This window comes from Amycolatopsis sp. cmx-11-51 (assembly GCF_047608665.1).
In the GTDB taxonomy this organism is placed as follows: domain Bacteria; phylum Actinomycetota; class Actinomycetes; order Mycobacteriales; family Pseudonocardiaceae; genus Amycolatopsis.
The window spans coordinates 194,010-219,812 of record NZ_JADNQO010000002.1 but is presented as its reverse complement, the minus strand read 5'-3'; the positions used below and the strand labels follow the sequence as shown (position 1 = coordinate 219,812).

The following is a 25,803-nucleotide window of genomic DNA, read 5'->3' as shown; positions in this document are numbered from 1 at the left end:
TTGTGACTGACGAAACCATTGGCGACGTAGGTGACGTTGTCCGGAACCGACAGGTCGTAGGTGGGTTGAACACCGCCATCCTCATTGGACTCGATGGGCTCGAAGAGGTACTCGAGCGCCCGGCCCAGCCGGGGATCGAAGGTCTCGGAGTAGAGCCGGCGGGCGAGCATCCGCGCCACCCCACCGGTCCTCCGCAGCGACTGAACGACCGCACTACGGTATTCGTGTCCGGAAGGCACGAGTGCGTCCCACACCTGCCGCGGAAGGTGCACTCGATCGCCCTTGGCCGAGCCGTCCGGCTCCAGGCACACCATCGACCGCGCCTTGCGCTCGCTGAGAAAACCGACGATCTCGTCGAAGATCATGGCTTGGTCGACGTTACGGAGCCGAATCTGGAACGTCGGCCCGCCGAACCCGCTGGTCGTCCGGCGGGTCGTGGTCACCATGCCCAGTGCCAGCAGCAGGGTCCGGATGTCATCGCCGAAAAGTTCCGAAGAGGTCGAGACGCTCGGAACTCCTTCGAGCACGGTCCCGGCTGCCTCGAAGACTCCGCGCAGGAAAGCGGCGTAGACGTAGGGGTCGTTGGTCTCCCTGATGCTTGCGGGGACGCGGGGAGTCCATCCCTTGCCGTCATGGTCGGAACCGGGAAGCTCCTTCGCGAATCCGGCCGCCTGCCACCATCGGGCCAGCCGGACGGATTGAAGGGTCACCTCCTGGTAGCCCTGACGTTGACGGACCACGGGTTCGAGACCGAAAAGACCCTTGCTCAGGATCCGCAACCGGTCGACGACATCGAGATCGGTGTCGGCCACCCAGAGCCGGACGCCCTTCGCGTGCAGGCTGCCGTCGCCTTCGAAGTACCCCACCAGTTCCGCGAGATCCGCGGTGACCTCGTCCGGCACCCGGATATCGCGGTCGCCCGCGTAGTGCGACTGGTCGAGCACCGGCAGCGGCACCCGGCGGGGATCGCCGGCCAAGCCGCCCAGTTGCAGGGGCAGCAGGTCCCCGGACCGGATGTCGGCGAGCCGTTTCCAGACCCAGGCACCGGTCTCCGGCTCCACCACCTTGACCCGGTGGGCGAGAGTGCCCTGGATCCGGTATCCGCCCTTGGTCTCGATCCGCCGGGTGGGCTCCTCGCCGTTGACGAAGAACTTCGCGGCCCGGCGCGGGCCCTCGTCGGTCGCGACCGTGAATTCGACGTCCTGCCAGCGATCCCCGTACAGATCACCGAGTTCGGAGAGCCGGGCAAGCCCCCGGTCCGTGGTGACCAGGGTGTCCGCGGTCAGGCATCCGGTCGGTGCGAGTACCGAGGCCTGCGCGTTGCGCCAGCCGTTGGTCTCACCCAGTTCGATACCGCGCTTCCATTCCTGGGTCGCGAGCGCGCGAACCGCGGCGTCGTCGGCGTGGTAGGTCCGCACCAGTTCGTTGGCCGCGGCGTGCTTGCGCATGACCCGCTGATGCGCCTCGGAGTTGCGCGCGTAGCCCTCGTACGGCCCGACGACCGCGGCGAGTTCGGCCGAACGCCGGTACGAGACGCCGGTCATCAGTGAAGTGATCGCGGCGGCGAGCGCGCGGCCGCCGTCGGAGTCGTAGGCGTGCCCGAGCGCCATCAGCAGCGCTCCGAGGTTCGCGTACCCGATGCCCAGCTGGCGGAACTTGCGCGTGGTCTCGCTGATCGCCTCGGTCGGGAAGTCGGCGAAGCAGATCGAGATGTCCATCGCGGTGATGACCAGCTCGACGGCTTTCGCGAACAGCGGCGCGTCGAAACCGCCGTCGGCGGTGGCGAACTTGAGCAGGTTCAGCGAGGCGAGGTTGCAGCTGGAGTTGTCCAGGTGCATGTATTCGGAGCAGTTGGCGACCACGGTCCCGCCGACGATGTAGGAATGATTGCGGGATTCGGTCAGGTTGAACGTGGTCTCGAAACCTCGGGAAACCCGGGAAACCAGCCGAACCGTCTCGTCGACGGAGTAACAGCCGTGGCGGCCGGTGGCATCAGCCAGTCTGGCGGACTTTTCGCTGTGCTCGAATCCGATCAGCTCGGCGAACTTCGCCAGATGCCCGCCCGTGATCCGGAGGTCGAAGCTCTCGCCGTCACTACCGCAGACGGGTTCATCGCCGCTCTTGGTAACATGCCGGAACGACGCCGCCTCCGTACCCGTGCGATGGATACGCCCCCGGATACCGAGGCTGGCGAGCAGTTCCTGGACACCGATCAGGAGTTCCTCTGAGCGACTGGCAAGGCCGATGTAGCGGATGCCATTCTGTTCCTGGTCCACCACGCAAGCGTCGGCGTCGAAGAGGCCACGCAGGAACTCGCACGCGATGCCCTCAGGGGCGACGTAGATCGACTCCGGGACCACTTTCGCAGGGGAACGCCCTGTCGAAACCCCCAGCGCCTCGAGCATCAGGCCGAAACGACCCCGCATAGCCCTCAGTCGCACCGTGCCGTTGGACTGGAGGCTGGGCTTGCTCTCGAAGCCGGTGATCGAAGCCAGCAGGGCACGATGCCTCGGCATGAGGACATCTCGCTCCCAACCGCTCCCATAAACCGTCGTCGCACCCGCGCCTGTCAGACGACCGTTTCCGACCAACCAGCCGAGATAATGAGCCAGCCCCGTGTCCCACTTCTCCGGCACCGCGCGAAGAGCCCTACCGCGCGCCTGATGCGCCACCTGCACCGCGAGCGGCGGCAATGCCGCGGAAGCGTACGGACGCGGAGCGTATTCGATCGATCGTACGACCCGGTTTTCCGCGGTGAGCTGGTCGGCGTGTACCCAGCCATGGTTCGCGGTCCATACCCGATGGTTGGGTGTGCACCGCAATCGTGAGCCGTCGCTGAAACGAAGTTCGACGATTTCATTGGTGCCGGTGACCATGTACCTCGTAGGTTCTGTCGCGACGATCCTGGCCACCGGGTCATCGGCATGGGTCACGTCGTTGGTGTAGACGGCGAACCGTTCACCACCCGCTGTCCGGCGCACGAGGTCGCCGATCCGCACCAGACCGGTGTCGGTGACCACCCGCTGGTCGCCGGGGAAACACGGGTTGGACGCGGTGATGCGGCCCGATTCGGGGCAGGTGTGCCAGTCGTTGATCGTGTCGTCGTACTGCAGCCCGGGGTCCGCGCACTCCCAGGCGGCCTGCGCGATGGTGCGGAACAGTTTTTTGGCATCGACCCGGTCGATGACCTCACCGGTCATCCGCGCCCGCAGGCCGAACTCGCCCTCGGTTTCGACGGCCTGCATGAACTCGTCGGAGACGCGGACCGAGTTGTTCGCGTTCTGGTATTGGACGGAGGTGATGTCCGAACCGGAGAGGTCCATGTCGAACCCGGCGTCGCGGAGGACCTTGATCTTCTCCTCTTCACGGGCCTTGGTCCGCACAAACTCTTCGACGTCCGGATGGTCGACGTCGAGCACGACCATCTTCGCCGCGCGCCGGGTGGCGCCACCGGATTTGATGGTGCCCGCGGACGCGTCGGCGCCGCGCATGAACGAAACCGGACCGGACGCGGTGCCGCCGGAAGACAGCAGCTCACGCGAAGAACGGATGCGGGAGAGGTTCAGGCCGGCACCGGAGCCGCCCTTGAAGATCAGGCCCTCCTCGCGGTACCAGTTGAGGATCGACTCCATGGTGTCGTCGACCGCGAGAATGAAGCAGTTGTGGACCCGGAGGTTGCCGGACAGGTACTCCCCGGATTCCGTCTGGATGTCGTAGACCGGCATCTCGCCACGGCTCTCGACGCTCGCGATCTGCAGTCGTTCGGTCTCCAGCGTGGGACGCCCTGGCTTCTCGAACGACGCCTCGAGCTTCGCGGCCTTGATCGGGTCGAGGAAACCGATGGCGTCGGCGAAGATCCGGCGATCCCCGGCGTTCTGGATGCGGACTCCCCACAGGTCGTGCCGGTTGTCCCGCTTCTCTTCCTTGCGGCCGACCCGCGCGAAGATGCCGAACCTGGCCAGAAGGTGCTGGATTCCGCGGATCAGCTCTTCGCTGATCATGTCGAGACCGACCAGCGTCGACCGCTCACGCTCGGACACGTAGCCCTCGGCTTGGAAGATGCTCCGGAGATACGCGGCGACGACGGGGAGTGGCGCGGTGTTCAAATCCTCGGGGACCGTCATGGCGCGGCCGCGAGCACGCAGGCCCCAGTCGCTCACGAAGGCTTCCAGCTTGGTCCCGTAGAGCCGGGTGCGACGGCAGTCCCGTGACTGGTCCCGCGTCTCGACCTTTCGCTCGTGCCGGTGGACGTCGGGGAAAACCCGGTCGAGAGCACGCTGCACCCACGCGAGTTCGGGGTCGGTGACCGTTGTGGCCTCGATCGTCAGCGAGCGATGGGTCCCTTCGTACTGTCCGACGACGCCACCCGACTGCAACCAGCCCGCGAGCGCGGCTTCGGCCACGTCCCGCTCGTTGATCTCGGCCTCGCCGAAGGCATCGCGCCGGTGCCATTCGAGAGTGTCTCCGGCCCGGAGTTCCCCGGCGGGCACGAAGGAGCCACCACTTCCGGTCGAGCGCCAGACGAGGTGATCGGCGGTCACGTCGAGCCGGTGACCGGACTTCGTCGTGAGGCGGAGAACTTCCTTGATCCCGTTCGCTTTGGTGGCGACGACCTTGGTCAAACCGTGGGCGTCGCAGACTTTGGCTCCCACCGCGTCCAGCTCGACGATGCGCCCGATGGGAACCGCGCCACCGGGGGTGTCGACCAGCGCGTCATAGGGCTGACACGCCGAGACTTGCTGCTTCGAGGCGGTGCCGACGTTGAACCACACCGGCGAGTTGAAGCTGAACACCTGGTGCAGCAGCATCCAGGTCAGCTCGTGCTCGAAGACCTCGGCGTCGGCGGGGCTCGTGAAGTAGCCGTGTTCGCGGCCCGCGCTGACATAGGAGTGGACGATGCGGTCGATCAGCTGTTTGAGGCTTTGCTCGCGCTGGGGTGAGCCGACGGCGCCGCGGAAGTACTTGCTGGTGACGATGTTCGTCGCGTTGACCGACCAGAAGTCAGGGAACTCGACACCGCGTTGCTCGAAGTTGACCGTGCCGTCGCGCCAGTTCGTCATCACGACGTCCCGCTGCTCCCAGGTGACCTGGTCGTACGGGTGGACGCCCTCGGTGGTGAAGACGCGCCGGACGGTGAGTCCGCCGGCCTGCTTCTTCTTTTCCCTTGTCCGCGCTGAGGCCGGGTTGCCTGTTCCCACGGTCTCGGTCATGGGTCTTCCCTCACTCCCACGCGGGAGGCGGCATCAGCCGTCTTTCGCGTCTTGATCGCTCTCGTCCGGTGCGGAGGCCATGGCCTCACGAAGGTCCGAGATCTCCTTCTCGAAGTCCTCGACCGAGGAGAAGGAGCGGTAGACACTGGCGAACCGGAGATAGGCGACGCCGTCGAGTTCGCGCAGGGGGCCCAGGATCGCCAGGCCGACCTCGTGACTCGGGATCTCCGCCAGCCCCGCCGACCGGATCGATTCCTCGACCCGCTGCGCGAGCTGCTGCAGCGCGTCGTCGTCGACCGGCCTGCCCTGACAGGCGCGGCGCACCCCCCGGACCACCTTGTCCCGGCTGAACTGCTCGGTGACCCCGGATCGTTTGACGACGGCGAGCACCATCGTCTCCGACGTGGTGAAGCGCCGGCCGCAGGCGGCGCAAGAACGCCTCCGCCGGATCGCCTGACCCTCATCCACCTCTCGGGAGTCGACGACCCGAGAGTCCGCATGCCGGCAGAACGGGCACCTCATCCGCCGATCACCTTCCCCTCCGCGCCGGCCGGTCCCCGAGTGGACATCCCGCTCCCGCCGCCACGCAACGAGGGAAAGATCGACATGTGGATCGATCTGTGGACATCCGGTGGGTGAACACCGGCCAGCTGTGGACAACTGGTACCGAGTCTACCCCAAGCTATGGACCAACTACAGCCATGTAACTACTACATATAGCGGTGGAGAGTAGATCGCAGGTCGGACGCACGCAAGCGCGGCAACGGGCCTGATCAAACACGAAAGGGGACCTCACCCACGACGGGCGAGAGCGGCCCCTAAGATCACCTCCCACCCTCCGCGACCTCGGCCGCGACCGGGACCGTGAGCGGTAATCCGGGCACGAGAACGGCGTCCTCCAGGGAGTTGAGCTCCTTGATCTTGGCGACGACCGCGCCGATGTCGCTGCCTGGCGCGAACCGGGCCGCGAGATCCGACAGCGTCTCCCCCGCGGAAACGGACACCGTGACGGTCCGTTCGGGCACCGCGACGCCGGGAATCCCAGCCAGGAACAGACCCAATCCAGTGACAACGGCGGCGACGAACAAGGCCATCGCGACGAGCGACGGCCACCGGAGCGGGAGCCGCCTGGGCGCCGGGCACGCCGGGGAGGCGGTGGCGACGCCAGGGCGGCGGCCCGCCACGACCCGCGCCCTGGTCGGCGGGCGCAAGGGCTCGGCACGCCTGTCCCGCACCACCCGCACGGGCCGGGTCACCCCTGCCGGAACGGGCCCGGGGGAACTGGGCCGCACCAGTCCTCGATCGGCCAGAATCGACATCGGAACCTCCTCGCAAGTCCTGCTTCACTCAGGTCCAGCACCGGGCGGACCCGGCGATCAAGATCGAACACGCGTTCTATCGAACGCCCGTGCGAATGTGTACCACCTTCCACCGACAAAAATCGAGCGACACGGCGTGTCCATCGAACAGATGTTTGAAATCGACGTCCCGGCGGGCTAACGTCGTTGACCAGGGCGTCTGTTGTGCGGACGCCGCCGGTGCCGTGGACGGGGATGACCGTCCGCCACCGGCGAAGACACGCGAAGTCGGTCCGGGGAACCGGACGTGCTGGGAGGCGACGCAGGAGATGAAGGAGCGATACGGTGGCTAAGGTGAGCAAGGCGGGGAACGCGCCTAGGGGCTCGGGTAAGGTGCGCGCCTTGCCCGAGGTCTACGAGGTGGACGAGACCCTGACCGTGCGGCAGCAGCAGGTGCTCGACGTGATCAAGCTGTGGGTGAGCCGGTTCGGCTACCCGCCGAGTGTGCGTGAGATCGGCGAGGCGGTCGGGCTGACCTCCACCTCTTCGGTGTCGCACCAGTTGCAGGCCCTGCAGCGCAAGGGATATCTGCGACGCGACCCGAACCGTCCGCGCGCGGTGGGCGTACTCGCCGTGACGGACGACAATCCGATGGGCATCGAAGTCGAGCAGCCGCAGTCAGCCGCGAAGGCGGCGTACGTGCCACTCATCGGCCGGATCGCCGCCGGTGGGCCGGTGCTGGCCGAGCAGGCGATCGAAGACGTCTTCCCGCTGCCGAGGGAAATCGTCGGCGAGGGTGAGCTCTTCCTGCTCAGCGTCGCCGGTGACTCGATGGTGGACGCCGCCATCACCGACGGCGACTGGGTCGTCGTGCGCCAGCAGCCCACGGCCGATCCCGGGGAGATCGTGGCGGCGATGATCGACGGCGAGGCCACGGTCAAGACGTTCAAGCGCAAAGACGGCCACGTCTGGCTGATGCCGCACAACGAGGCCTACGAGCCCATCCCGGGTGACGACGCCACGATCCTCGGCAAGGTCGTCGCCGTTCTCCGCAGGCTTTAGTCCAGAGCCGGAGCACGCCGGGATCCCGGATCACGGGTCAGACCCGGCAAGCTTCGGCCGGCTCGTCGCCCTTGGGGTCAGGCACGCCGCTTGCGGAGCCTGCCGACCAGGAGGAAGCCGCCGATCACGACGACCGCGGCGATACCGACCTGCGCATACGGGAAAGTGGATCCCTGGCCCTTGCCACCGGCCGCGGGCGTCCCGCCCGAAGTGCTGCCCTCGGACTTGGCCGCGTCCACGGCGAGAGCCGCCGCGCCCTTGACCGCGCGGATCTGCTCTCCAACGCCCTCTCCACCGGACAACAGGGTTCCGTCCGGATCGAAGGCGAGTGCCTCCCCCTGTTTCTCGTTCGGCAGTGGCACGCGCATGGGTTCGCGCTGCAACGCGCCCGCGAGGTCTCCGTCGGTGACGGCGTAGAGATAGGCGTCGGTGTAGGTGCGCAACGCGACCACCGACCCGTCGGCCATCGACGCCGCCCCGGTCACCGTCATCGAGCCGATCGACCCGGCGGGCCCTCCCGTTGTCGAGGTCTCCTTGATCTGCAACGACCCCACGCTTTCCAGTGGCGTCGGGCCGGGGCTGGCGAGCGGCCCGGTGGGCCGGTACACCTTCGAGTCGCCGAACAAATCCTTGGTGACCAGGTACGGAGTGCCCGAGCGGTCCATGATCAGCGCTTCGACGTCGTGTTGCCCGTCGGGATAGGTGAGCCGGTGCAGGGTCGCCTTGCCCTGCGGAGTCAGCGAGATCAGCGCGACCGTGTCCCGCTTCTTGCGGTTGTCGCCGGTGTCGGAAAGCCAGAAGGTGCCGTCCGCGGTGCGGGCGAGGTCCTCGGGATCGTAAGGATCCGTCGCGGCCGAGATGACCTTCTGGACCTTGCAGTCCCGGCCGAGGACGAAGACCTGTGTCTTGGTGCCGCCGTCGTTGAGGGCGTACAGGTGCTCGCCGTCCGAAACAAGGCCGGACAACTCGCTGAGCCGGGAATCGCGGTTCACACACACCGGCTGCGGAGCCGGGACCTCCTGCGCCGCGACGGGAGCGGCCCCGCCGATGAACGCCCCCAGCACGATCGCCGCCGCGACAAGCCCCCGCACATCCACCTCCGTATCGTGGAACCCCTGAAGCCCCACACTACGGAGACGTCCGGGACGGCGCGCAGTTCGGTGCGAACGCCGAGATGGGACGGAATGTCGCGTAGGCCACGTTCGGCCTCGAGCGACTCACGAGCATCGAACTCCGCCAGCCAGGCCCGAAAACGGACTTGGCATCGCTAGTGCCTGCCAGGGGCCGAGTGGGGAGGGTTAGGACGTTCAACGTCCTAACCCTCCCCACTCGGGCGTGTGCCAGGGTTCCTTGGGAGACATGCCCCTGAACCGCTGTTGATCAAGCTCCGCAACCGGCAGGACCCCGCGACGAAGAACCGCCTGCCCTGCAAGACCTCGACCTTGCCTGGACCCTCCCTTGAGAGTAGGGAGGTGGCCTTCACGGACGTACCTGCTTGCTTACAGAGCCGAGCCGTCCGTCTGGAAGTCGCTCAGCGCGGCGGCCAGTTCGGGCCGTCCCCGGACGAGCAGTCGCGTACCGGTCTCGACGTGCTCCTCTTTCAGCACCTCGCCGTCGGCGTGGGCGCGGGAGACGAGTTCGCCTCGCGAGTACGGGATCAGCACCTCGACCACGATTTCCGGCCTCGGCAACCGCTCCGCGATCACCTCCGCCAGCTCCGTGATCCCGGTGCCGGTCCGCGCCGACACCTGCACCGAACCGGCCAGCTGGTGCCGCAGGCGGGCCAGCGACACCTCGTCGGCGGCGTCGGCCTTGTTGATCACCAGCAGCTCCGGCGGGAGCGGCTCGGAACGGCGTTTCGTGATCTCGGCGAGCACCTCACGCACCGCGTTGACCTGCTCTTCCGGCGTCGGGTCCGCACCGTCGACGACATGCACGAGCAGGTCGGCGCTCGCCGCCTCCTCCAGCGTCGAGCGGAACGCGTCCACCAGCTGATGCGGCAGGTGCCGGACGAAACCGACGGTGTCGGTCAGCGTGTAGGTGCGGCCGTCGGGTGTCTGCGCCCGCCGGGTCGTCGGATCCAGCGTGGCGAACAGCGCGTCCTCGACCAGCACCCCGGCGCCGGTCAGCGCGTTGAGCAGGCTCGACTTGCCGGCGTTGGTGTAGCCGACGATCGCGACGCTCGGCACCTCGTTGGCCACCCGGCGACCACGTTTGGTCTCGCGGATGGTGTCCATCGCGGCGATCTCCCGGCGCAGCTTCGACACGCGCTTGTTGATCCGCCGCCGGTCGGTTTCGAGCTTAGTCTCACCGGGACCGCGCAGACCCACACCACCGTTGGCGCCGCCCGCCCGGCCACCGCCCTGCCGGGACAGCGCCGCACCCCACCCGCGAAGCCGTGGGATCAGGTACTGCAGCTGGGCCAGTTCGACCTGCGCCTTGCCCTCCTTCGAGCGGGCGTGCTGCGCGAAGATGTCGAGGATCAGGGCGGTGCGGTCGATGACCTTCACCTTGACCTTCTCCTCCAGCTGGCGCAGCTGGCCCGGCGAGAGCTCACCGTCGCAGACCACCGTGTCGGCACCGGTGGCCACCACGATCTCGCGCAGTTCCTTGACCTTGCCCGAGCCGATGTAGGTGGCGGGATCCGGACGGATCCGCCGCTGCACCAGGCCTTCCAGCACCTCGGAGCCCGCTGTTTCGGCGAGCCGAGCGAGTTCGGCGAGCGAGGCCTCGGACTGGAGGGCGCTGCCCTCGGTCCACACACCGACCAGGACGACGCGCTCCAGGCGCAGCTGCCGGTATTCGACCTCGGTGACATCCGCGAGTTCGGTGGACAGGCCCGCTACCCGGCGGAGCGAGGCGCGGTCCTCGAGCTCCAGTTCGCCGGTCGAAGGGTCCATGTCGTTCAGATCGTTGTGTGTCAGTTCCGTCATCGTGCCTCCATGGTCCCACGTTTCGGCGGCGGGACCGAATTCATTACCTGCTCGGATACTTCGACAAGTAGATGGCCGTGCGTTTCGCGTCGGGATCCACCGGCCGGGTGATGAAGTCGTCGAGAAGCGTCATCAGCCGTTCTTCGAACTCGGCGATCTGCTCGTCCGGTACCTGGACGACCATGCGCGTCTGCTGCACGTCATCGAATCCCACGTCGGCGATCTCGGCCAGATAGGCCTCGAAGATCGCCTGATCGATCCCCCTGTCTCGGGAATCAAGATGCCAGGACAACCCGGTCGAGCGATACGGAATTTCTTTCGCGCCGCGCGTGCCGCGCCTCGACGGGAGCGCTTCGAGGAAGCCCGTGTCGACGAGACGGCGCACGTGGTGCAGCGTCGTCGCGGGGTCGCGATCGAGCCGTTCGGCGAGTTCCTTGTTGGTCAGCGCCTCGGAGTACGTCAACCGGATGATGCGCAGCCTTATTCCGGAGGCCATCGCGGCGATCTCGGCTTCGGTCGCCGCACGTCGTGGTTCGGGCACCGCGACAGCCTAGGAGGTTTAAGTGATTGACAGTTTCCAATCACTCCCGCCAGGGTGGCGGTGTGCGCAAAGACTCCCTGTTCTTCCACGCGGACTTCCGTCGCCTCTGGGCGGGCGACACGGCCAGCCAGGTAGGCGCGTTCGCCGGGCATACCGTGATCCCGCTGCTCGCGGCGACCGTACTGGCCGCGACGCCGTTCCAAATGGGGCTGCTGACCGCGGCCGAGACGGTGGCCTTCCTGGTCATCGGACTGCCCGCGGGGGTGTGGGTGGACCGGATGCGGCGCCGCACGCTGATGCTGCGGGCCGACCTCGTCCGCGCCGCGTTGCTGCTCAGCATTCCGGTCGCCTGGTGGGCCGGGGTCCTGACCCTGGCCCAGCTGATCGTGGTAGCCATACTCGTCGGCACCGCGACGGTGTTCTTCGACATCGCCTACCAGTCGTATCTGCCGACACTGGTCGGCCGCGAACATCTCCTCGAAGGCAACGCGAAGCTTCAGGCCAGCCAGTCCGTGGCGTTCCTGGCCGGTCCGGGTATCGGGGGCGGGCTGGTGCAACTGGTCGGCGGCCAACGCCGTGCTCACGACCGGGCTCGGTTTCCTCACCTCAGCGCTGTTCCTGATGCGGATCCGCACCGTCGAACCGGAGCCCGAGCGGCACGACGACACGAAGCTGCTCCCCCAGATCGTCGAGGGACTGCGGTTCGTGTTCACCGACTCCGCGCTGCGATCGATCGTCGCCTGCACGGCGACGGCCAACCTGTTCAACGGCGTCTTCGTCGCGGTGGAGATCCTGTTTTTGAACCGGGAGCTGGGCCTGTCACCCGCGACTGTCGGCGTCGTGCTCGCGCTCGGCGGCGTCGGCGGGATCACGGGCGCGATCTTCGCCAATGCCATCACCCGGCGGATCGGGCAGGCCAGGTCGATCTGGCTCGTTCCCGCGCTGACCTGGCCGTTTTACCTGCTGCTCCCGCTGGCCGCGCCGGGCTGGCGGGTACTCCTGTTCCCGGTGGCCACCATGATCGCCGGGTTCGGGATCATCGTCTACAACGTCGCGCAGGTTTCCTACCGGCAAGCCGTCTGCCCGGGCCGGCTGCTCGGCCGGATGAACGCGAGTGTGCGGTTCGTCGTCTGGGGGATGCTGCCGCTGGGCGGGCTGCTCGGCGGTGTCCTGGGTGAGGTGATCGGGATCCGGGCCACGCTGTGGGTCGCCGTGGCAGGCGAGACCGCGGCACTCCTGTGGGTGGTCTTCTCCCCACTTCGGAAGCTTCGCGACCTTCCCAAGGAGCCGGTCGCGGTCGGCTAGAGCGTGTCTCCCGAACTGAGGTTGGCAGGTTGGGTGAGGACAGGCGCGCGCGTTTCCTGTCGGCCGGAGGCCTCGGTTTTGCGGAGGTGGGCCGCTGATCTGGCTGAGTGGGTGACCAGCGGATGCCGCGGCCCGGCTGCGGAAATCCGAAAGCGCGCTTTGAGAGACACCGCCTAGGTATGGTGCCCTAAGCGCCGAGCCCGGCCCACCAGGCTTCGTCGAGTTCCCCGCGGGCGACGATCTCGGCGGGGCCGGTGAGGGTGGACGCGCTGCGGCGCACCTCGACCACCACACGACCGCCAGGGATGTCGACGGTCGCTTCGCCGGTGTCGGTGCCCGCGAGGTGCAGGGCGGCCGCGGCCGCGGCGACCGTGCCAGTGCCGCAGGACCGCGTCTCACCGACGCCGCGTTCGTGGACGCGCATCTTCAGCGCGTTGTCCCCCAAGAGGTTGATGAACTCGAGGTTCACCCCGTGCGGGAAGACGTCCTCGTCGAAGTCGGGCTGGTCACGCAGGTCGAGTTCGTCGACGTCGTCCTCGACGACCGACACCAGATGCGGGTTGCCGACGTTCACGGCGACTCCGGAGAACGGCTTCCCGGCGACCACGGTGACCGAGGTCCCGGTGATCGTCGCCGGTCCCATCAGCACGGTCACCGAACCGTCCGCGTGCATCTTCACCGGCCGGTCGCCGGCTCGGGTGCCGATGACGAAATCGTGCTCGGTCACGAGCCCGGAATCGACCAGGTAGCGCACGAAGACCCGCACGCCGTTGCCGCACATCTCGGCGATCGAGCCGTCGGCGTTGCGGTAGTCCATGAACCATTCACCCGCCGACCCCTCAGCCTCCGAGCCGAGCGCGGCAGAGCGCACGACGCGCAGCACACCGTCGGCCCCGAGACCGCGCTGGCGATCACACAGGGCCGCCACCCGCGACTCGGTCAGTTCGAGGCGGCCGTCGGGGTCGGGAAGCAGCACGAAATCGTTCTGTGTGCCGTGTCCCTTAACGAATTCGATGCCGCCCATGGCTCTCAGGTTACTGGGCCGTCGCCTCGAGGACGCGCTCGGCCAGCCGCTCCGAACCACCGTCGAACCACTCGATGCGCTTGTCCCGCCGGAACCAGGAACGTTGCCTCCGCACGAACCTCCGGGTGGCCCGCGCGGTGACCTCGGCGGCGGTCTGGAAGTCACCGTCGGCGTCGAGCGCCGCGATCACCTGTTGGTAGCCCAGCGCCCGTGACGCGGTGAGCCCGTCGCGTAGCCCTTGACCCAGCAGCGTCCGGACTTCGCCGACGAGTCCGGCCTCGAACATGATCTCCACGCGCCGGTCGACGCGGGCGTCGAGTTCGGCCGGTTCGCGGTCGATGCCGATCAGGACGGTGTCGTAGCGCGCGGGCCCCGGTTTCGGCAGGTTCGCCGAGAACGGTTCGCCGGTGATCTCGATGACCTCCAGTGCGCGCACGATGCGGCGGGTGTTGGTCGGCAGGATGGCCGTGGCGGCGACCGGGTCCAGCCCGGTGAGCCGGGCGTGCATCGCGGCGACGCCGATCTCGTCGGCCTCGGCGCTCAGCCGGGCGCGGATGGCGGGGTCGGTGCCCGGGAACTTGAGGTCGTCGAGCACGGCCTGGAGGTAGAGCCCCGACCCTCCGGTGAGGATCGGCACGCGGCCGGCGTCGAGGAGTTCTTCGACGCGTTCGCGCGCGTCACGCTGATACGCGGCGACAGAAGCCGTCTCGGTGACGTCGAGGACGTCCAGCAGGTGGTGCGGCACGCCTCGCCGCTCCTCGGCGGTCGCCTTGGCCGTCCCGATGTCCATCCCGCGGTACAGCTGCAGCGCGTCGGCGTTGACCACCTCACCCCCGAGGGCGAGGGCGAGTTCGACCGCCAGCGCGGTCTTTCCGCTCGCCGTGGGCCCGACGACCGCGACCGGCCGGATCACGCGTGCTCCCACACGGCGACGTGGTAGCCGACGCCGAACGGCGCGGCCGAGTAGAGGACGTCGGCGCTCCAGTCCCCGTCGGCCGCCAGCCCGGCGAGGACTTGCCAGGGCGCGCGGCCGCCCGCGCCGAGTTCGGCGGCGAAGTCCGGATCGAGCCCGGCCAGCCATCCGGCGTCGGCCCTGGCCAGCGCGTCACGGACTCGGGCGTCGAAGAACCCCGCTCGTTCGTCCTGTCCACCAGGGGAACGCGGACCATGCCGGCTCGAACCGTCACCGAGCACGAGCACCGCGGTCTGCTCCCCCAGCTCACGTCCGAGCAGTTCGCACTGGTCGGGCGGGGTTCCGGGATCGACGAGGCGGACGCGGGCGGACATCGCGCCCCCCTGTTCGCGCAGCCAGCCGGCCACGAGCGCGGGAAGCGGCAGCTCGGTTTCGGGCACTGTCACCCGGCCGAGTGAGACACCGAGATCAACACCGAAACCGCGGAAAGAGCCGCTCGCGTGTTCCTGGACCTCAGGCGCGCCTGCCGCCGCACCGATGACAAGCCAGTCTTCGGAAGCACTGGTCAGGCGGCGCACGGCTTCGAGGCAGGCTTCACGCAGCTCGGCGCACTCGTCCGCCGCTCCGGCGGCCAGTTCGGGGATGAGCAGAGGGGGTTGCGGGAGCACGGCGACACGGCGGATCACGCCCGCCGACGTTACCTTCCCTCCCCCGAACGACCGGCGACCCACCGGCATGGTGGGTCCACCGGAAGTAGGATCACTGCTCTCCGGTGCTTCATCTGGTTCCACGGTGGACGCTGAGCTGCTTGAATGCCGCAAGGGGTTGATACCCCGAAGCATGACGGCAACGCACTACCCGGCCCCGCCGCTTGGCGGGGCGCCCGCACCAGCGGGCGTACAGGCGATAAGGAGCCTGCGATGGCCCAGGAGAACACGTCCACCGGTACCCCGGCGCCGCATCCGGTGCCGCACGCGCTCGGTGGCGGGCACCCCGCACCCCCCGTGCCGCCCGCCGAGCCCAGCCCGTCCGCTTGGGGCAGGGTCGACGACGAAGGAACGGTCTACGTCACCACGCCCGACGGCGAACGCGCGGTCGGTGTCTGGCAGGCCGGGAGCCCGGACGAGGGTCTGCTCCACTACGCGCGCCGGTTCGACGACCTGCGCACCGAGGTCGAGCTGCTGGAGACGCGGCTGGAGTCCGGTGCCGGCGATCCGAAGCACGCGCTGGCCACGGCCACGCAGCTGCGTGACGGCCTCGCCGAAGCCGCCGTGGTCGGCGACATCGCCGCGCTGGGCGGACGCATCGAACAGGTCATCGCCCACGCCGAAAAGGCCTTGGCCTCGGCCAAACAGGAACGGGAAGAGGCCCGCGCGGCCGCCGTCGTCCGCAAGCAGGCCCTCGCCGACGAGGCCGAGAAGCTCGCCGCCGAGTCGACCCAGTGGAAGGCCGCGGGCGACCGGCTGCGCGCGATCCTGGACGAGTGGAAGACCGTCAAAGGTGTCGACCGCAAGACCGACGACGAGCTGTGGAAGCGGTTCTCCAAGGCCCGCGAGGCGTTCAACCGGCGCCGGGGCTCGCACTTCGCCGAGCTGGACAAGCAGCGCGTGGGCGCCAAGAACCGCAAAGAGGAACTGATCGCCGAGGCCGAAGCGCTCTCGGAGTCCGACGACTGGGGCGACACGGCGGGCCGCTACAAGGATCTGATGACGGAGTGGAAGGCCGCCGGTCGCGCGCCCAAGGACAGCGACGAGGCGCTCTGGCAGCGTTTCCGCGCGGCGCAGGACAAGTTCTTCGCGCGGCGCTCCTCGGTGTTCTCCGAGCGGGACGCCGAATTCGCGACCAACGCGCAGCGGAAGGAAGAACTGCTCGTCGAGGCCGAGAAGATCGACCCGGCCGCGAACCTCGACGCGGCGAAGAACCACCTGCGCAAGATCCAGGAGCAGTGGGACGTGATCGGCAAGGTCCCGCGCGAGCGCATCCGCGAACTGGACGGCCGCCTGAAGGCCGTGCAGGACTCGGTCAAGTCGGCCGAGGACAGCAAGTGGCGGCGGACCGACCCGGAGGCGCAGGCCAGGGTGGCGCAGTTCCGCGAGCGGGTCGAGCAGTTCGAGTCGCAGGCGGCGAAGGCCCGTGCGGCGGGCGACGAGCGGCGCGCGAAGAAGGCGGACGAGCAGGCCGCGCAGTGGCGTGAGTGGCTCGAAGCGGCGGAAGCGGCCATCGCGGACCGTTGAGGTGCCTCCCCGCTTGAAAGTACATGAAGGCTCCCGTCCTTGCGCTCGAGGTCAGGGGCCCGGGAAAGTCGCAGAGCTGCTGGCCTGCGCTGCTGGCGGTAATCCGGACTTGACATCGTTACTACCCGCAAGGGGCGAGTGGGGAGGATTTCGGACGTTCAACGTCCTAAATCTTCCCCACTCGGGCGTGTGCCGGGGTTCTTGGGAGAGCATGTCCCTGACTCCCTGTAGATCAAGCTCCGCAACGGTGTGACCCCGCGACGAATAACCGCCTGACCTGCAAAACCTCGACTTCGCCGAGACCCTTGCGCTAGACGCGAGGAAGGGGCCTTCATGTACTTCGCGGAGCCTTTTCAGCGCCTAGCTGCGTGAGAAGGCGGCACGCATCCAGTAGATGGCCAGCCCGAGGGTGGCGAACCAGGCGAGGAGCATCCCGAAGCCCGGACCGCCGCCTGCCGCGCCGGTGGCGTGCGAGGACTGCTGCGACCAGATCGCGAGCATCCCGTCGACCGCGGCGAACCAGCCGCCCGCGGCGCAGACCCAGGCCAGCCACCAGCGGCGGGTCACCAGCGCGACGGCGGAAGCGAACACCCCGATGCCGGTGGAGGTCGCGGCGAACAGCTGCGGGATTCCGCCGCCGCGGCCGAGCAGGACCTCCCAGCCGGCGTGCTCGCCGACCCACGGCAGCAGCTGGGCGATCAGCAGCACGAACGCCAGCACGGCGATGGAGAACCCGCGCCTGCCCAGTTCGATCGTCTTGGCCGCGCGCCGGCCGACCTCGTCGATCTCGGCGGCGAGTTCGTCGATCTTCGGTTCGGTCACAGTGCACATCCGCTCACCGGTTCCGGTGTGACGGCCGGGGCACCGAAGCCCGGCAAGCCCAGCGTCACACCGTTGGTCTTCGGCCGGAGCCCGGCCTCGGAGTTGTCGCCCGCCTTCGTCCGGCGGTGCGACAGCAGGTCGCCGTCGGCGACGAGGTGGTGTGGGGCACCGTAGGTCACCACGGTCTCGACGACGTCGCCCGGCCGCACCGCGCGGTCCACCAGAGAACCCGTCGGCGCGAAGTGGACGAGCCTGCCGTCACGGGCGCGGCCGCTCATGCGGTGCGTCTCGGAGTCCTTGCGGCCCTCGCCGGAGGCGACCAGCAGCTCGACACGGCGGCCGACGATCTTCTTGTTCTCGTCCCAGGAGATGTCGTTCTGCAGTTTCACGAGCCGTTCGTAGCGCTCCTGCACGACCGCTTTCGGCAGCTGCCCGTCCATCTCGGCGGCAGGCGTGCCGGGCCGGATCGAGTACTGGAAGGTGAACGCGCTGGAGAACCGCGCCTGCGCGACCACGTCGAGCGTGGCCTGGAAGTCTTCCTCGGTCTCGCCGGGGAAGCCGACGATGATGTCGGTGGTGATCGCGGCGTCGGGCATCGACTCGCGTACGCGGTCGAGGATCTTGAGATAACGCGCCGAACGGTAGGACCGCTTCATCTCGCGCAACACCCGGTCCGAGCCGGATTGCAGCGGCATGTGCAGCTGGTGGCACACGTTCGGCGTCTCGGCCATCGCGTCGATGACGTCTTCGGTGAACGCCGCCGGATGCGGCGAGGTGAACCGGACGCGCTCCAGGCCCTCCACCGAACCGCAGGCGCGCAGGAGCTTCCCGAACGCGAGACGGTCGCCGAATTCGACGCCGTAGGAGTTCACGTTCTGCCCGAGCAGGGTCACTTCGAGCACGCCTTCGGCGACGAGCGCCTCGACCTCGGCCAGGATCTCGCCGGGGCGGCGGTCGCGTTCCTTGCCACGCAGCGCCGGAACGATGCAGAACGTGCAGGTGTTGTTGCAGCCCACCGAAATCGACACCCAGCCCGCGTACGCCGACTCGCGTCGCGCGGGGAGCGTCGAAGGGAAGGTCTCGAGTGCCTCGAGAATTTCGACCTCGGCCTCGGCGTTGTGCCGCGCGCGCTCCAGCAACGTCGGCAACGCGCCGATATTGTGCGTGCCGAACACGACGTCGACCCACGGCGCGCGTTTGACGATCTCGCCGCGGTCCTTCTGCGCGAGGCAGCCGCCGACGGCGATCTGCATGCCCGGCTTCGCGGTCTTCTGCGGCCGGATATGCCCCAGGGTGCCGTACAGCTTGTTGTCCGCGTTCTCCCGCACCGCGCAGGTGTTGAACACGATCAGGTCGGGTGTGGCCTCGCCGTTACCCGGTACGTAGCCTGCGTCTTCGAGCTGCCCGGCAAGACGTTCGGAGTCATGCACGTTCATCTGGCAGCCGAAGGTGCGGATCTGGTAAGTGCGCGCGCTCATCTCGCCTTCGAGGGTACGCGGACGGGGTTCCATGGCACGATCGACCCTCATGAGGAGACCGGCGGTACTGGCGGCGGTGGTCGCCGTGGTCTGCGCCCTGGTCACCGGGTGCGGGCCCGACCTGTCCGGGACGCACGTGCGGATCGCGGCGGGGCTCAACGGCGGCGTCTACGACAAGCTCGCCGAGGCGCTGGCCGACGCGTGGGCCGCGCAGCTGGGCACCGAACGGCCCGAGATCCAGGAGACCGAGGGGTCCCCGGACAACATCGGCCGGGTGCGCTCGGGCCGGGCCGACGTCGCGTTCGTCGCCGCGGACGTCGCCACCGAGAAAACGGCCGGGCTGGCCGCGCTGGCCCGCGTGCACGACGACTACCTGCACGTCATCGTGCGGGCCGACTCGCCGATCGAGTCGTTCGCCCAGTTGGGCGGGCGCAAGGTCGCGATCGGCTCGCCGGACTCCGGCGTCGAGTACCTGTCGAAGCAGTTACTGAAGGCCTCGGGCCTGACCGGCGCGATCGACCGGCGCAATCTCGGGCTCAACGAGGCGCTGCCCGCGCTGGAAAACCGGCAGATCGACGCCGTCATCTGGTCCGGCGGCGTGCCGACGCCGTCGATCACGGAGCGGGTGAAGACGGTCGGGCTGCGGCTGCTCGACATCACCGACCTCGCGGACGCCCTGCGGGCCACCAGCCCGGTGTACCGCACGGCGACCATCCCCGTGACTGCCTACAACCTGTCGGAGCCGGTGACCACGCTCGTCCTGCCGAACTTCCTGGTGGTACCCACCTCGATGTCGGACGACGTCGCCGAAGCACTGGTCCGCGGACTGTTCGACGCGCGGGACGAGCTGGGCGAGGTGGCCGGGGCCGCACTGTCGATCGACGTGCACCCCGCCATCGAGACGGCCCCGCTGCCGCTGCATCCCGGTGCGCTGCGCTACTTCCGGTCGCTCAAGAACTGACGACCGGCAGGGCCACGGTCACTTCGAGGCCGCCGCCCTCCGGTGAGCCGAGCCGCAGGGAACCATCCGAGCGGACCATGATCTCGGTGACGATCGCCAGGCCGAGGCCGGATCCGGGTACGTTCTGATGCGCGGCGCTGCGCCAGAACCGGTCGGCCGCGCGCTCCAGTTCGTCGTCGCGCAGGCCGGGCCCGTGGTCGCGGACGGCGATCTCCACCTTCCCGTCCGCGACGACGACGGCGACCCGCACCTCGGTGCCCGGCTCGGTGAACTTGAGCGCGTTGTCCAGCAGCGCGTCGAGCACCACTTCGAGCCCGCGCGCGGGCGTGAGCACCCGCAAGCCGCCGCCCAGCCCCGAAGAGACCAGCGAGACGTCGCGCGTCGCGCCGACCACGGTCCAGTCGGCGACCCTGGCCTCCACCACCTCGTCGACGCCGACCGGCACCAGTTCGCCACCCGAAGCTTCGGCACGGGCCAGTGAAAGGAGTTCGTCGAGGATCTGGTTGAGCCGTCGCGCGTCGACGACGGCGGCTTCGAGGTCCGCCGCGGCCAGATCGTCGTCGACGTGCCCGTCGAGGTTGCCGAGCCGGATCTTCAACGCGGTCAACGGGTTCCGCAGCTGATGGGAGGCGTCGGCGACGAACGCGCGCTGCGCCGACAGCGCCTCGTCGACACTGGCGGCCATCCGGTCGAAGGACCGTTCGAGCTGACGCAGTTCCGGCGGACCGCCCGACTCCCCCACCCGCTCGACCTCACGCCCGCTGACCACGGAGGCGACCAGGGCGCCGGTCGCGTCGTCGAGACGGCGGACCGGACGGAGGATCCAGCGCACCACCGGCACAGCCACCAGCGGCGCGAGCCCGAACGCCAGTACCGCGCCCGCCGCGATGAGCAGCCACCACCACAACAGCGCCGTGCGGGCCTTCTCGGTCGAGGACAGCGTGATCACCGCGCCCCGCACCTCACCGTCGATCAGGATCGGCTCGGCCAGCACCAGCGGCTCGGTGTTCCACGGCATCAGCAGCGGGCCGGGTTCCGAACGCCGTCCCGCCAGCGCCTGCTGCAGAGGCGAGGCGATGACGGCGTCCTTCAGGTCGATCCGGGCGGCCTGGCCCGGTCCGCCGAGCGCGCTGACCACGGCCTCGCCGTCCTGGTCGGCGATCACCACCGGGACCTCGTAGACCTCGGTGTAGCGGCGGAGTTCGTCCTCGATCAGGTCCGGCCGGTTCTCCACCAGCGGACGCTGGGCCAGCGACGCGAACCGGGAGGTGTCGGTGAGGCGGTCGAGGAAGAGGTCGAGCTGCACACTGGCCGCCACACTGAGCGCGAGCGGGATGCCGAGGCCGAACACGAGCGCCGCGACCAGCGTCAGTACGATCGCCTGGAGCCGGACGCGCACCGGTTCAGCCCTCTTCGGCCGGGCCGTAGGCGCCGCCGAGGCGATACCCGACACCGCGGACGGTCTCGATCAGCGCGGGCCTGCCCAGTTTGGTCCGCAGGGTGGCGACATGGACGTCGAGCGAGCGGCTCTCCGCCGGGCCCCGGTGCCCCCACACCTCGCTCAGCACGTGGTCGCGGGCACAGACCGCGCCGCGCGCGGTGACCACCAGCGCGAGTACCTGAAACTCCTTGCGGGACAACGAAACCGGCTGCCCGTCGACCTGCACCTCATGCCGCCCGATATCGACCGACACATCACCCGCCCGAATGACGCCCACCGGTTCGGGCGCGGCCGGGCGTTCGCCCCGGCGACGGCGCACGGCCTCGACACGGGCGACGAGTTCGTCGACGTCGTAGGGCTTCACCAGATAGTCGTCGGCGCCGGACCGCAGGCCCTGGATCCGGTCGTCGACCTCACCCCGCGCCGAAACGACGATCACCGCGACGTCGCTGACCGAGCGGATCCGGCGGCACAGCACCATCCCGTCGATATCGGGCAGCCCGAGGTCGAGCAGCACGACGTCGACCTCGTGCACCAGGTCGAGCACCCCGGCGCCGGAGGCGAGGCGTTTGATCGTCAAGCCACGCCGGGTCAGCGCGGGCGTCAAGGCGCCCGCGACCCGGTCGTCGTCCTCCACCAGCAGTACCCGCACCCGTGTTTTCCCTTTCACGCCGTCCCCGCACCGCGACGACTGAAGAACGACTCTATGGGGTGAGTCACCTCTCGCGCTGCCCGTACCGCTCGGCCATCCGGCCCAGCGGGGCCGCGTCCGCACGCGGTAGCGGTCACGATGCGTCACAGGTCTTGTGTGACCCCGGTTACGGGGCACCCCTGCCTTGTCTAGGCTGATCAGCGCCGGACGGGTGTGGACCGGGGCTGTCCGGTGACTTGAGAACGATACGGACTTGAAACCCTAAGTATTGGTCAAGCCGTCTTTACAAGCGGTCCGACGGGAGTAGGTTTCCGCCATCGCGTGGTGCCTGACCCCGCAGTCCCCTGCAAACGAACGCTCCTGGAGGCCAGATGACCGCGGAGGTGGCGGCGCCGATGATCAAGGCGGCCGCCGTGAACAAGTACTTCGGCGACCTGCACGTGCTCAAGGAGATCAACCTCGAGGTGCCGCGTGGGCAGGTCGTGGTCGTGCTCGGGCCGTCCGGGTCTGGCAAGTCGACGCTGTGCCGGGCGATCAACCGGCTGGAGCCCATCAACTCTGGCGAGATCGCGGTGGACGGCGTTCCGCTGCCCGCCGAAGGAAAGGCGCTGGCCGCGCTGCGCGCCGACGTCGGCATGGTGTTCCAGTCGTTCAACCTGTTCGCGCACAAGACGATCGTCGAGAACGTCATGCTCGCGCCGATGAAGGTCCGCAAGGTCAACTCGGGCGAGGCCCGCAAGACCGCGATGGACCTGCTCGAGCGCGTCGGCATCGCCAACCAGGCGGACAAGTACCCGGCGCAGCTGTCCGGCGGGCAGCAGCAGCGGGTGGCGATCGCCCGCGCGCTCGCCATGCGCCCCAAGGTGATGCTGTTCGACGAGCCGACCTCGGCACTGGACCCGGAGATGGTCCAGGAGGTCCTCGACGTGATGACCACGCTCGCGAAGGACGGGATGACGATGCTCGTCGTCACCCACGAGATGGGCTTCGCGCGGCGCGCGGCGAACCGGGTGGTGTTCATGTCCGACGGCGAGATCGTCGAGGACTCCACGCCGGACGAGTTCTTCACCAAGCCGAAGACGGACCGGGCCAAGGACTTCCTCGGCAAGATCCTGACCCATTAAGACTTCCCCGCCGGCCGGTGTGGCCGGACAAGATTCGGAAGGAAACTGAGAACAATGCGGTTGAACCGAGTTCTGCGAATGAGCGCGGCCGTCGTGGCGGCCGGGCTCGCCCTCTCCGCCTGTGGCGGCGGCGGGTCGGACGCCGGCAGCGGCTCCAGCGGCGCCAAGAACCTGGTGGCGAAGGCCAAGAACGACAAGAAGCTGACCGTCGGCATCAAGTTCGACCAGCCCGGCCTCGGCCAGAAGCAGGCCGACGGCACCTACGCCGGTTTCGACGTCGACGTGGCGAAGTACATCGCCAAGGAGCTCGGCGTCGAAGAGTCGGCGATCACCTGGAAGGAAGCGCAGTCCGCGCAGCGCGAGGACCTGATCAAGAAGGGTGAGGTCGACTTCATCGTCGCCACCTACTCGATCACTGACAAGCGCAAGAACGAGGTCGCCTTCGCGGGCCCGTACTTCATCGCGCACCAGGACCTGCTGGTGGGTGCCGACAACACCGACATCACCGGGCCGGAGTCGCTGACCGGCAACAAGAAGCTCTGCTCGGTCAAGGGTTCCACCCCGGCGCAGAACGTCAAGGAAAAGTACGCCAAGGAAGTTCAGCTGCAGGAAGTCGGCAAGTACACCGACTGCGTCACCGCGCTGCTCAACAAGACCGTCGACGCGATGACCACCGATGACGTGATCCTCGGCGGCTACGCCGCGCAGCAGCCCGGCAAGCTGAAGCTGGTCGGCAAGGGCTTCACCGACGAGAAGTACGGCGTCGGTCTGAAGAAGGACGACACCGAGAGCGTCACCGCGATCAACAACGCCATCAAGAAGATGCAGCAGGACGGCGCGTGGAAGGCCGCTCTGGAGAAGAACGTCGGCCCGTCGGGCTACAAGATCCCCGAGCCCCCGGCAATCTCCTGACACCCGGCTCGCTGAGCCGCTGAACCAAAGGAATCGAACGGTGCGCCGTGTACCGCGGCGCACCGTTCCCATACCGAGGCTGGGTTGAGCACCTTGTTCGATTTCCTCGACAATCCCAATTACGACTTGCTCGGCGCCTTCTGGATGACGATCAAGCTCACGTTCTTCTCCGCGATCGGTTCCCTGATCTGGGGCACCATCCTGGTGGGGATGCGGGTGAGTCCCGTTCCGATCATGCGGGCGTTCGGCACCGCCTACGTCAACATCTTCCGGAACACCCCGCTGACGGTGATCATCGTCTTCACGTCGCTGGGTTTGTACTCCACTCTGGGGCTCAACCTGGCTTCGAAGGATTCGACGACGTCGCTGGACGACAACTTCTTCCGGCTCGCGATCCTCGGCTTCATCGCCTACACGGCGACGTTCGTCTGTGAGTCGCTGAGGTCCGGTATCAACACCGTCCCGGTCGGGCAGGCCGAAGCCGCTCGCGCACTGGGCCTCGGCTTCCTGCAGGTGCTGACGCTGATCGTGCTGCCGCAGGCGTTCCGGTCGGTGATCGCGCCGCTGACCAACGTCATGATCGCCCTGCTGAAGAACACCACGGTCGCCTCGATCATCGGTGTGGCCGAGGCATCGCTGCTGATGTCGGAGATGGTGGAGAACGAGTCCGACTCGCTGCTCCTGGTCTTCTTCCTCTTCGCCGCCGGGTTCGTCGTCCTGGTCCTCCCCCTCGGCCTCCTGCTGGGCTGGGTCGCCAAGAAGGTCGAGGTCAAGCGATGAGCACACAGACCGTTCTCTACGACATCCCCGGCCCCAAGGCTCGGGCACGCAACTGGCTCTACAGCGTTCTTTTCGTGCTCGTCCTGGCGCTGGTCGTCTACTACGTCTACGTGGGCTTCGACGAGAAGGGCCAGTGGGCCGGCGCGCTCTGGAAGCCCTTCATCGACGGTTCGACGTGGACCCAGTTCCTGCTTCCCGGTCTGCTCAACACGCTGAAGGCGGCTGTGCTGTCGATCGTGATCGCGTTGCCGATCGGAGCGCTGCTGGGCATCGGCCGGATGTCGGAGCACAAGTGGATCCGGGTCCCGGTCGCCGCCATCGTCGAGTTCTTCCGGGCGATCCCGGTGCTCCTGCTGATGGTCTTCGCCGCGGCATTCTTCGCGTTCTACACCGACATCGACTCGGAGATCCGCCCGCTGTTCGCGGCGGTTACCGGGCTGGTGCTCTACAACGGTTCGGTCATGGCCGAGGTCTTCCGGGCGGGCATCCTGGCGCTGCCCAAGGGCCAAGGCGAGGCCGCGTCCGCGCTGGGTCTGCGCAAGACCCAAATCATGATGACCGTCCTGCTGCCGCAGGCGGTCACCCTGATGCTGCCCGCACTGGTCAGCCAGCTGGTGGTCATTCTCAAGGACACCGCGCTGGCCGGTCAGCTGACCATCGGTTTCGACGAGCTGATCCGCGCTTCCGGACCGCTCAACGGTCTCTACGGCAACACGATCCCGACGCTGATCGTCGTCGCGATCATCTTCATCGTGCTGAACCTGCTCCTGAGCTGGTTCGCGTCGTGGCTGGAGAACAAGCTGGCGCGGCGGAAGAAGGCGCCTCGCGGCGCCAAGCCGGTTCACTCGGCGCCGTCGAGCGTGGTCATGCAGCGCGACGACGCGAGCGGCGGCGCGCTCTAACTCCGCGAGTACAGGAAGGCCCGTTTCCTTGCGCTAGACGTTAGGTCCCGGCAAAGTCGAGGTCTTGCAGGTCAGGCGGCTCTCCGTTGCTGCGCGAGGCTGACGATGTAGGAATTGGGACGATGAGTGTCCCAATTCCTACATCATCGCGGGGGTCACACCGGTTGCGGAGCTTGTGCCATAGAGGTTCCGGGACATGCCCCACTCGGAC

19 protein-coding genes and 3 pseudogenes are annotated in these 25,803 nt (G+C 68.1%); 8 read left to right on the top strand and 14 right to left on the bottom strand.

Annotation, left to right across the window (positions count from 1 at the left end; genetic code table 11):
* Positions 1–2: 2 nt before the first annotated feature.
* The 4 genes and pseudogenes from ACM6LU_RS09865 to ACM6LU_RS09850 form a co-directional block, all read right to left on the bottom strand.
* Positions 3–710, bottom strand: a pseudogene (locus ACM6LU_RS09865) (LAGLIDADG family homing endonuclease); the annotation flags it as partial.
* Positions 711–1,292: 582 nt separating this feature from the next.
* Positions 1,293–5,210, bottom strand: a pseudogene (locus ACM6LU_RS09860) (LAGLIDADG family homing endonuclease); the annotation flags it as partial.
* A gap of 33 nt (positions 5,211–5,243) precedes the next feature.
* The gene (nrdR, locus tag ACM6LU_RS09855; protein WP_414937321.1) at positions 5,244–5,732 is read right to left on the bottom strand and encodes a transcriptional regulator NrdR; all 489 of its coding nucleotides are present in this window, start codon (positions 5,730–5,732) and stop codon (positions 5,244–5,246) included.
* Positions 5,733–6,034: 302 nt separating this feature from the next.
* Positions 6,035–6,529, bottom strand: coding sequence for a LysM peptidoglycan-binding domain-containing protein (locus tag ACM6LU_RS09850; RefSeq protein ID WP_414937320.1), 495 nt, complete (start codon positions 6,527–6,529; stop codon positions 6,035–6,037).
* 324 nt (positions 6,530–6,853) lie between these two features.
* Between ACM6LU_RS09850 and lexA the strand changes: the two genes are divergently transcribed.
* On the top strand, positions 6,854–7,570 hold the full coding sequence (gene lexA, locus ACM6LU_RS09845; protein WP_414937319.1) for a transcriptional repressor LexA: 717 nt from the start codon (positions 6,854–6,856) through the stop codon (positions 7,568–7,570).
* 77 nt (positions 7,571–7,647) lie between these two features.
* Here the strand turns inward: lexA and ACM6LU_RS09840 are convergent, their stop codons facing one another.
* The 3 genes from ACM6LU_RS09840 to ACM6LU_RS09830 all read right to left on the bottom strand — a co-directional run bounded on the left by ACM6LU_RS09840 (position 7,648) and on the right by ACM6LU_RS09830 (position 11,044).
* The gene (locus ACM6LU_RS09840; protein WP_414937318.1) at positions 7,648–8,661 is read right to left on the bottom strand and encodes a hypothetical protein; all 1,014 of its coding nucleotides are present in this window, start codon (positions 8,659–8,661) and stop codon (positions 7,648–7,650) included.
* Between the two features lie 408 nt (positions 8,662–9,069).
* On the bottom strand, positions 9,070–10,503 hold the full coding sequence (hflX, locus tag ACM6LU_RS09835) for a GTPase HflX (protein ID WP_414937317.1): 1,434 nt from the start codon (positions 10,501–10,503) through the stop codon (positions 9,070–9,072).
* A gap of 43 nt (positions 10,504–10,546) precedes the next feature.
* On the bottom strand, positions 10,547–11,044 hold the full coding sequence (locus tag ACM6LU_RS09830) for an ArsR/SmtB family transcription factor (RefSeq protein WP_414937316.1): 498 nt from the start codon (positions 11,042–11,044) through the stop codon (positions 10,547–10,549).
* A gap of 62 nt (positions 11,045–11,106) precedes the next feature.
* Between ACM6LU_RS09830 and ACM6LU_RS09825 the strand changes: the two are divergent.
* A pseudogene (locus ACM6LU_RS09825) lies at positions 11,107–12,349 on the top strand (MFS transporter).
* Positions 12,350–12,536: 187 nt separating this feature from the next.
* Here ACM6LU_RS09825 and dapF read toward each other — a convergent pair.
* The 3 genes from dapF to ACM6LU_RS09810 are packed head-to-tail and all read right to left on the bottom strand — an operon-like array spanning position 12,537 to position 14,972.
* Positions 12,537–13,373 carry a diaminopimelate epimerase gene (gene dapF, locus ACM6LU_RS09820; protein ID WP_414937315.1) on the bottom strand — a complete coding sequence of 279 codons (837 nt, stop codon included), beginning with the start codon at positions 13,371–13,373 and terminating at the stop codon, positions 12,537–12,539.
* A 10-nt stretch (positions 13,374–13,383) separates the two neighbouring features.
* Positions 13,384–14,286 (bottom strand): tRNA (adenosine(37)-N6)-dimethylallyltransferase MiaA, encoded by a 903-nt coding sequence (miaA, locus tag ACM6LU_RS09815; RefSeq protein ID WP_414937314.1) that lies wholly within the window; start codon positions 14,284–14,286, stop codon positions 13,384–13,386.
* Complete coding sequence (locus tag ACM6LU_RS09810; RefSeq protein WP_414937313.1) at positions 14,283–14,972, bottom strand: class III extradiol dioxygenase subunit B-like domain-containing protein; 690 nt, start codon at positions 14,970–14,972, stop codon at positions 14,283–14,285. Before ACM6LU_RS09810 ends, miaA begins: the two co-directional genes overlap by 4 nt.
* A 234-nt stretch (positions 14,973–15,206) precedes the next feature.
* Here ACM6LU_RS09810 and ACM6LU_RS09805 point away from each other — a divergent pair, with 234 nt between their 5' ends.
* A complete protein-coding gene (locus tag ACM6LU_RS09805) occupies positions 15,207–16,520 on the top strand; it encodes a DUF349 domain-containing protein (protein ID WP_414937312.1) in 1,314 nt (437 codons plus the stop codon).
* 360 nt (positions 16,521–16,880) lie between these two features.
* On the opposite strand, the gene ACM6LU_RS09800 is transcribed toward ACM6LU_RS09805, so the two are convergent.
* Positions 16,881–17,351: a hypothetical protein gene (locus ACM6LU_RS09800; protein WP_414937311.1), complete on the bottom strand. Its 471-nt coding sequence runs from the start codon at positions 17,349–17,351 to the stop codon at positions 16,881–16,883.
* Positions 17,339–18,853, bottom strand: coding sequence for a tRNA (N6-isopentenyl adenosine(37)-C2)-methylthiotransferase MiaB (miaB, locus tag ACM6LU_RS09795; RefSeq protein WP_414937939.1), 1,515 nt, complete (start codon positions 18,851–18,853; stop codon positions 17,339–17,341). The genes ACM6LU_RS09800 and miaB overlap by 13 nt, the downstream gene beginning before the upstream one ends.
* A gap of 16 nt (positions 18,854–18,869) precedes the next feature.
* Here miaB and ACM6LU_RS09790 point away from each other — a divergent pair, with 16 nt between their 5' ends.
* On the top strand, positions 18,870–19,781 hold the full coding sequence (locus ACM6LU_RS09790) for a TAXI family TRAP transporter solute-binding subunit (RefSeq protein ID WP_414937310.1): 912 nt from the start codon (positions 18,870–18,872) through the stop codon (positions 19,779–19,781).
* On the opposite strand, the gene ACM6LU_RS09785 is transcribed toward ACM6LU_RS09790, so the two are convergent.
* Positions 19,771–21,180 carry an ATP-binding protein gene (locus ACM6LU_RS09785; RefSeq protein WP_414937309.1) on the bottom strand — a complete coding sequence of 470 codons (1,410 nt, stop codon included), beginning with the start codon at positions 21,178–21,180 and terminating at the stop codon, positions 19,771–19,773. The two genes, ACM6LU_RS09790 and ACM6LU_RS09785, sit on opposite strands and share 11 nt — an antisense overlap.
* Before the next feature lie 4 nt (positions 21,181–21,184).
* The gene (locus tag ACM6LU_RS09780) at positions 21,185–21,874 is read right to left on the bottom strand and encodes a response regulator transcription factor (RefSeq protein ID WP_414937308.1); all 690 of its coding nucleotides are present in this window, start codon (positions 21,872–21,874) and stop codon (positions 21,185–21,187) included.
* Between the two features lie 395 nt (positions 21,875–22,269).
* Between ACM6LU_RS09780 and ACM6LU_RS09775 the strand changes: the two genes are divergently transcribed.
* The 4 genes from ACM6LU_RS09775 (at position 22,270) to ACM6LU_RS09760 (ending at position 25,592) form a co-directional block, all read left to right on the top strand.
* Positions 22,270–22,998, top strand: a complete 729-nt coding sequence (locus ACM6LU_RS09775) for an amino acid ABC transporter ATP-binding protein (protein WP_174720529.1) — start codon at positions 22,270–22,272, stop codon at positions 22,996–22,998.
* A 78-nt stretch (positions 22,999–23,076) separates the two neighbouring features.
* Complete coding sequence (locus ACM6LU_RS09770) at positions 23,077–23,910, top strand: glutamate ABC transporter substrate-binding protein (RefSeq protein WP_414937307.1); 834 nt, start codon at positions 23,077–23,079, stop codon at positions 23,908–23,910.
* Between the two features lie 84 nt (positions 23,911–23,994).
* Positions 23,995–24,690, top strand: coding sequence for an amino acid ABC transporter permease (locus ACM6LU_RS09765; RefSeq protein ID WP_414937306.1), 696 nt, complete (start codon positions 23,995–23,997; stop codon positions 24,688–24,690).
* Positions 24,687–25,592: an amino acid ABC transporter permease gene (locus ACM6LU_RS09760; protein ID WP_414937305.1), complete on the top strand. Its 906-nt coding sequence runs from the start codon at positions 24,687–24,689 to the stop codon at positions 25,590–25,592. Before ACM6LU_RS09765 ends, ACM6LU_RS09760 begins: the two co-directional genes overlap by 4 nt.
* The last annotated feature ends 211 nt before the right edge of the window (positions 25,593–25,803 follow it).

What these genes read in the sequence shown, in the direction of transcription:
- ACM6LU_RS09770 (WP_414937307.1), top strand. Translation starts at nt 23,077, where the DNA reads ATGAGCGCGGCCGTCGTGGCGGCCGGGCTCGCCCTCTCCGCCTGTGGC.
- ACM6LU_RS09800 (WP_414937311.1), bottom strand. Translation starts at nt 17,351, where the DNA reads ATGTGCACTGTGACCGAACCGAAGATCGACGAACTCGCCGCCGAGATC.
- ACM6LU_RS09805 (WP_414937312.1), top strand. Translation starts at nt 15,207, where the DNA reads ATGGCCCAGGAGAACACGTCCACCGGTACCCCGGCGCCGCATCCGGTG.
- ACM6LU_RS09850 (WP_414937320.1), bottom strand. Translation starts at nt 6,529, where the DNA reads ATGTCGATTCTGGCCGATCGAGGACTGGTGCGGCCCAGTTCCCCCGGG.
- ACM6LU_RS09760 (WP_414937305.1), top strand. Translation starts at nt 24,687, where the DNA reads ATGAGCACACAGACCGTTCTCTACGACATCCCCGGCCCCAAGGCTCGG.
- ACM6LU_RS09775 (WP_174720529.1), top strand. Translation starts at nt 22,270, where the DNA reads ATGATCAAGGCGGCCGCCGTGAACAAGTACTTCGGCGACCTGCACGTG.
- ACM6LU_RS09790 (WP_414937310.1), top strand. Translation starts at nt 18,870, where the DNA reads ATGAGGAGACCGGCGGTACTGGCGGCGGTGGTCGCCGTGGTCTGCGCC.
- dapF (WP_414937315.1), bottom strand. Translation starts at nt 13,373, where the DNA reads ATGGGCGGCATCGAATTCGTTAAGGGACACGGCACACAGAACGATTTC.
- nrdR (WP_414937321.1), bottom strand. Translation starts at nt 5,732, where the DNA reads ATGAGGTGCCCGTTCTGCCGGCATGCGGACTCTCGGGTCGTCGACTCC.
- hflX (WP_414937317.1), bottom strand. Translation starts at nt 10,503, where the DNA reads ATGACGGAACTGACACACAACGATCTGAACGACATGGACCCTTCGACC.
- miaB (WP_414937939.1), bottom strand. Translation starts at nt 18,853, where the DNA reads ATGGAACCCCGTCCGCGTACCCTCGAAGGCGAGATGAGCGCGCGCACT.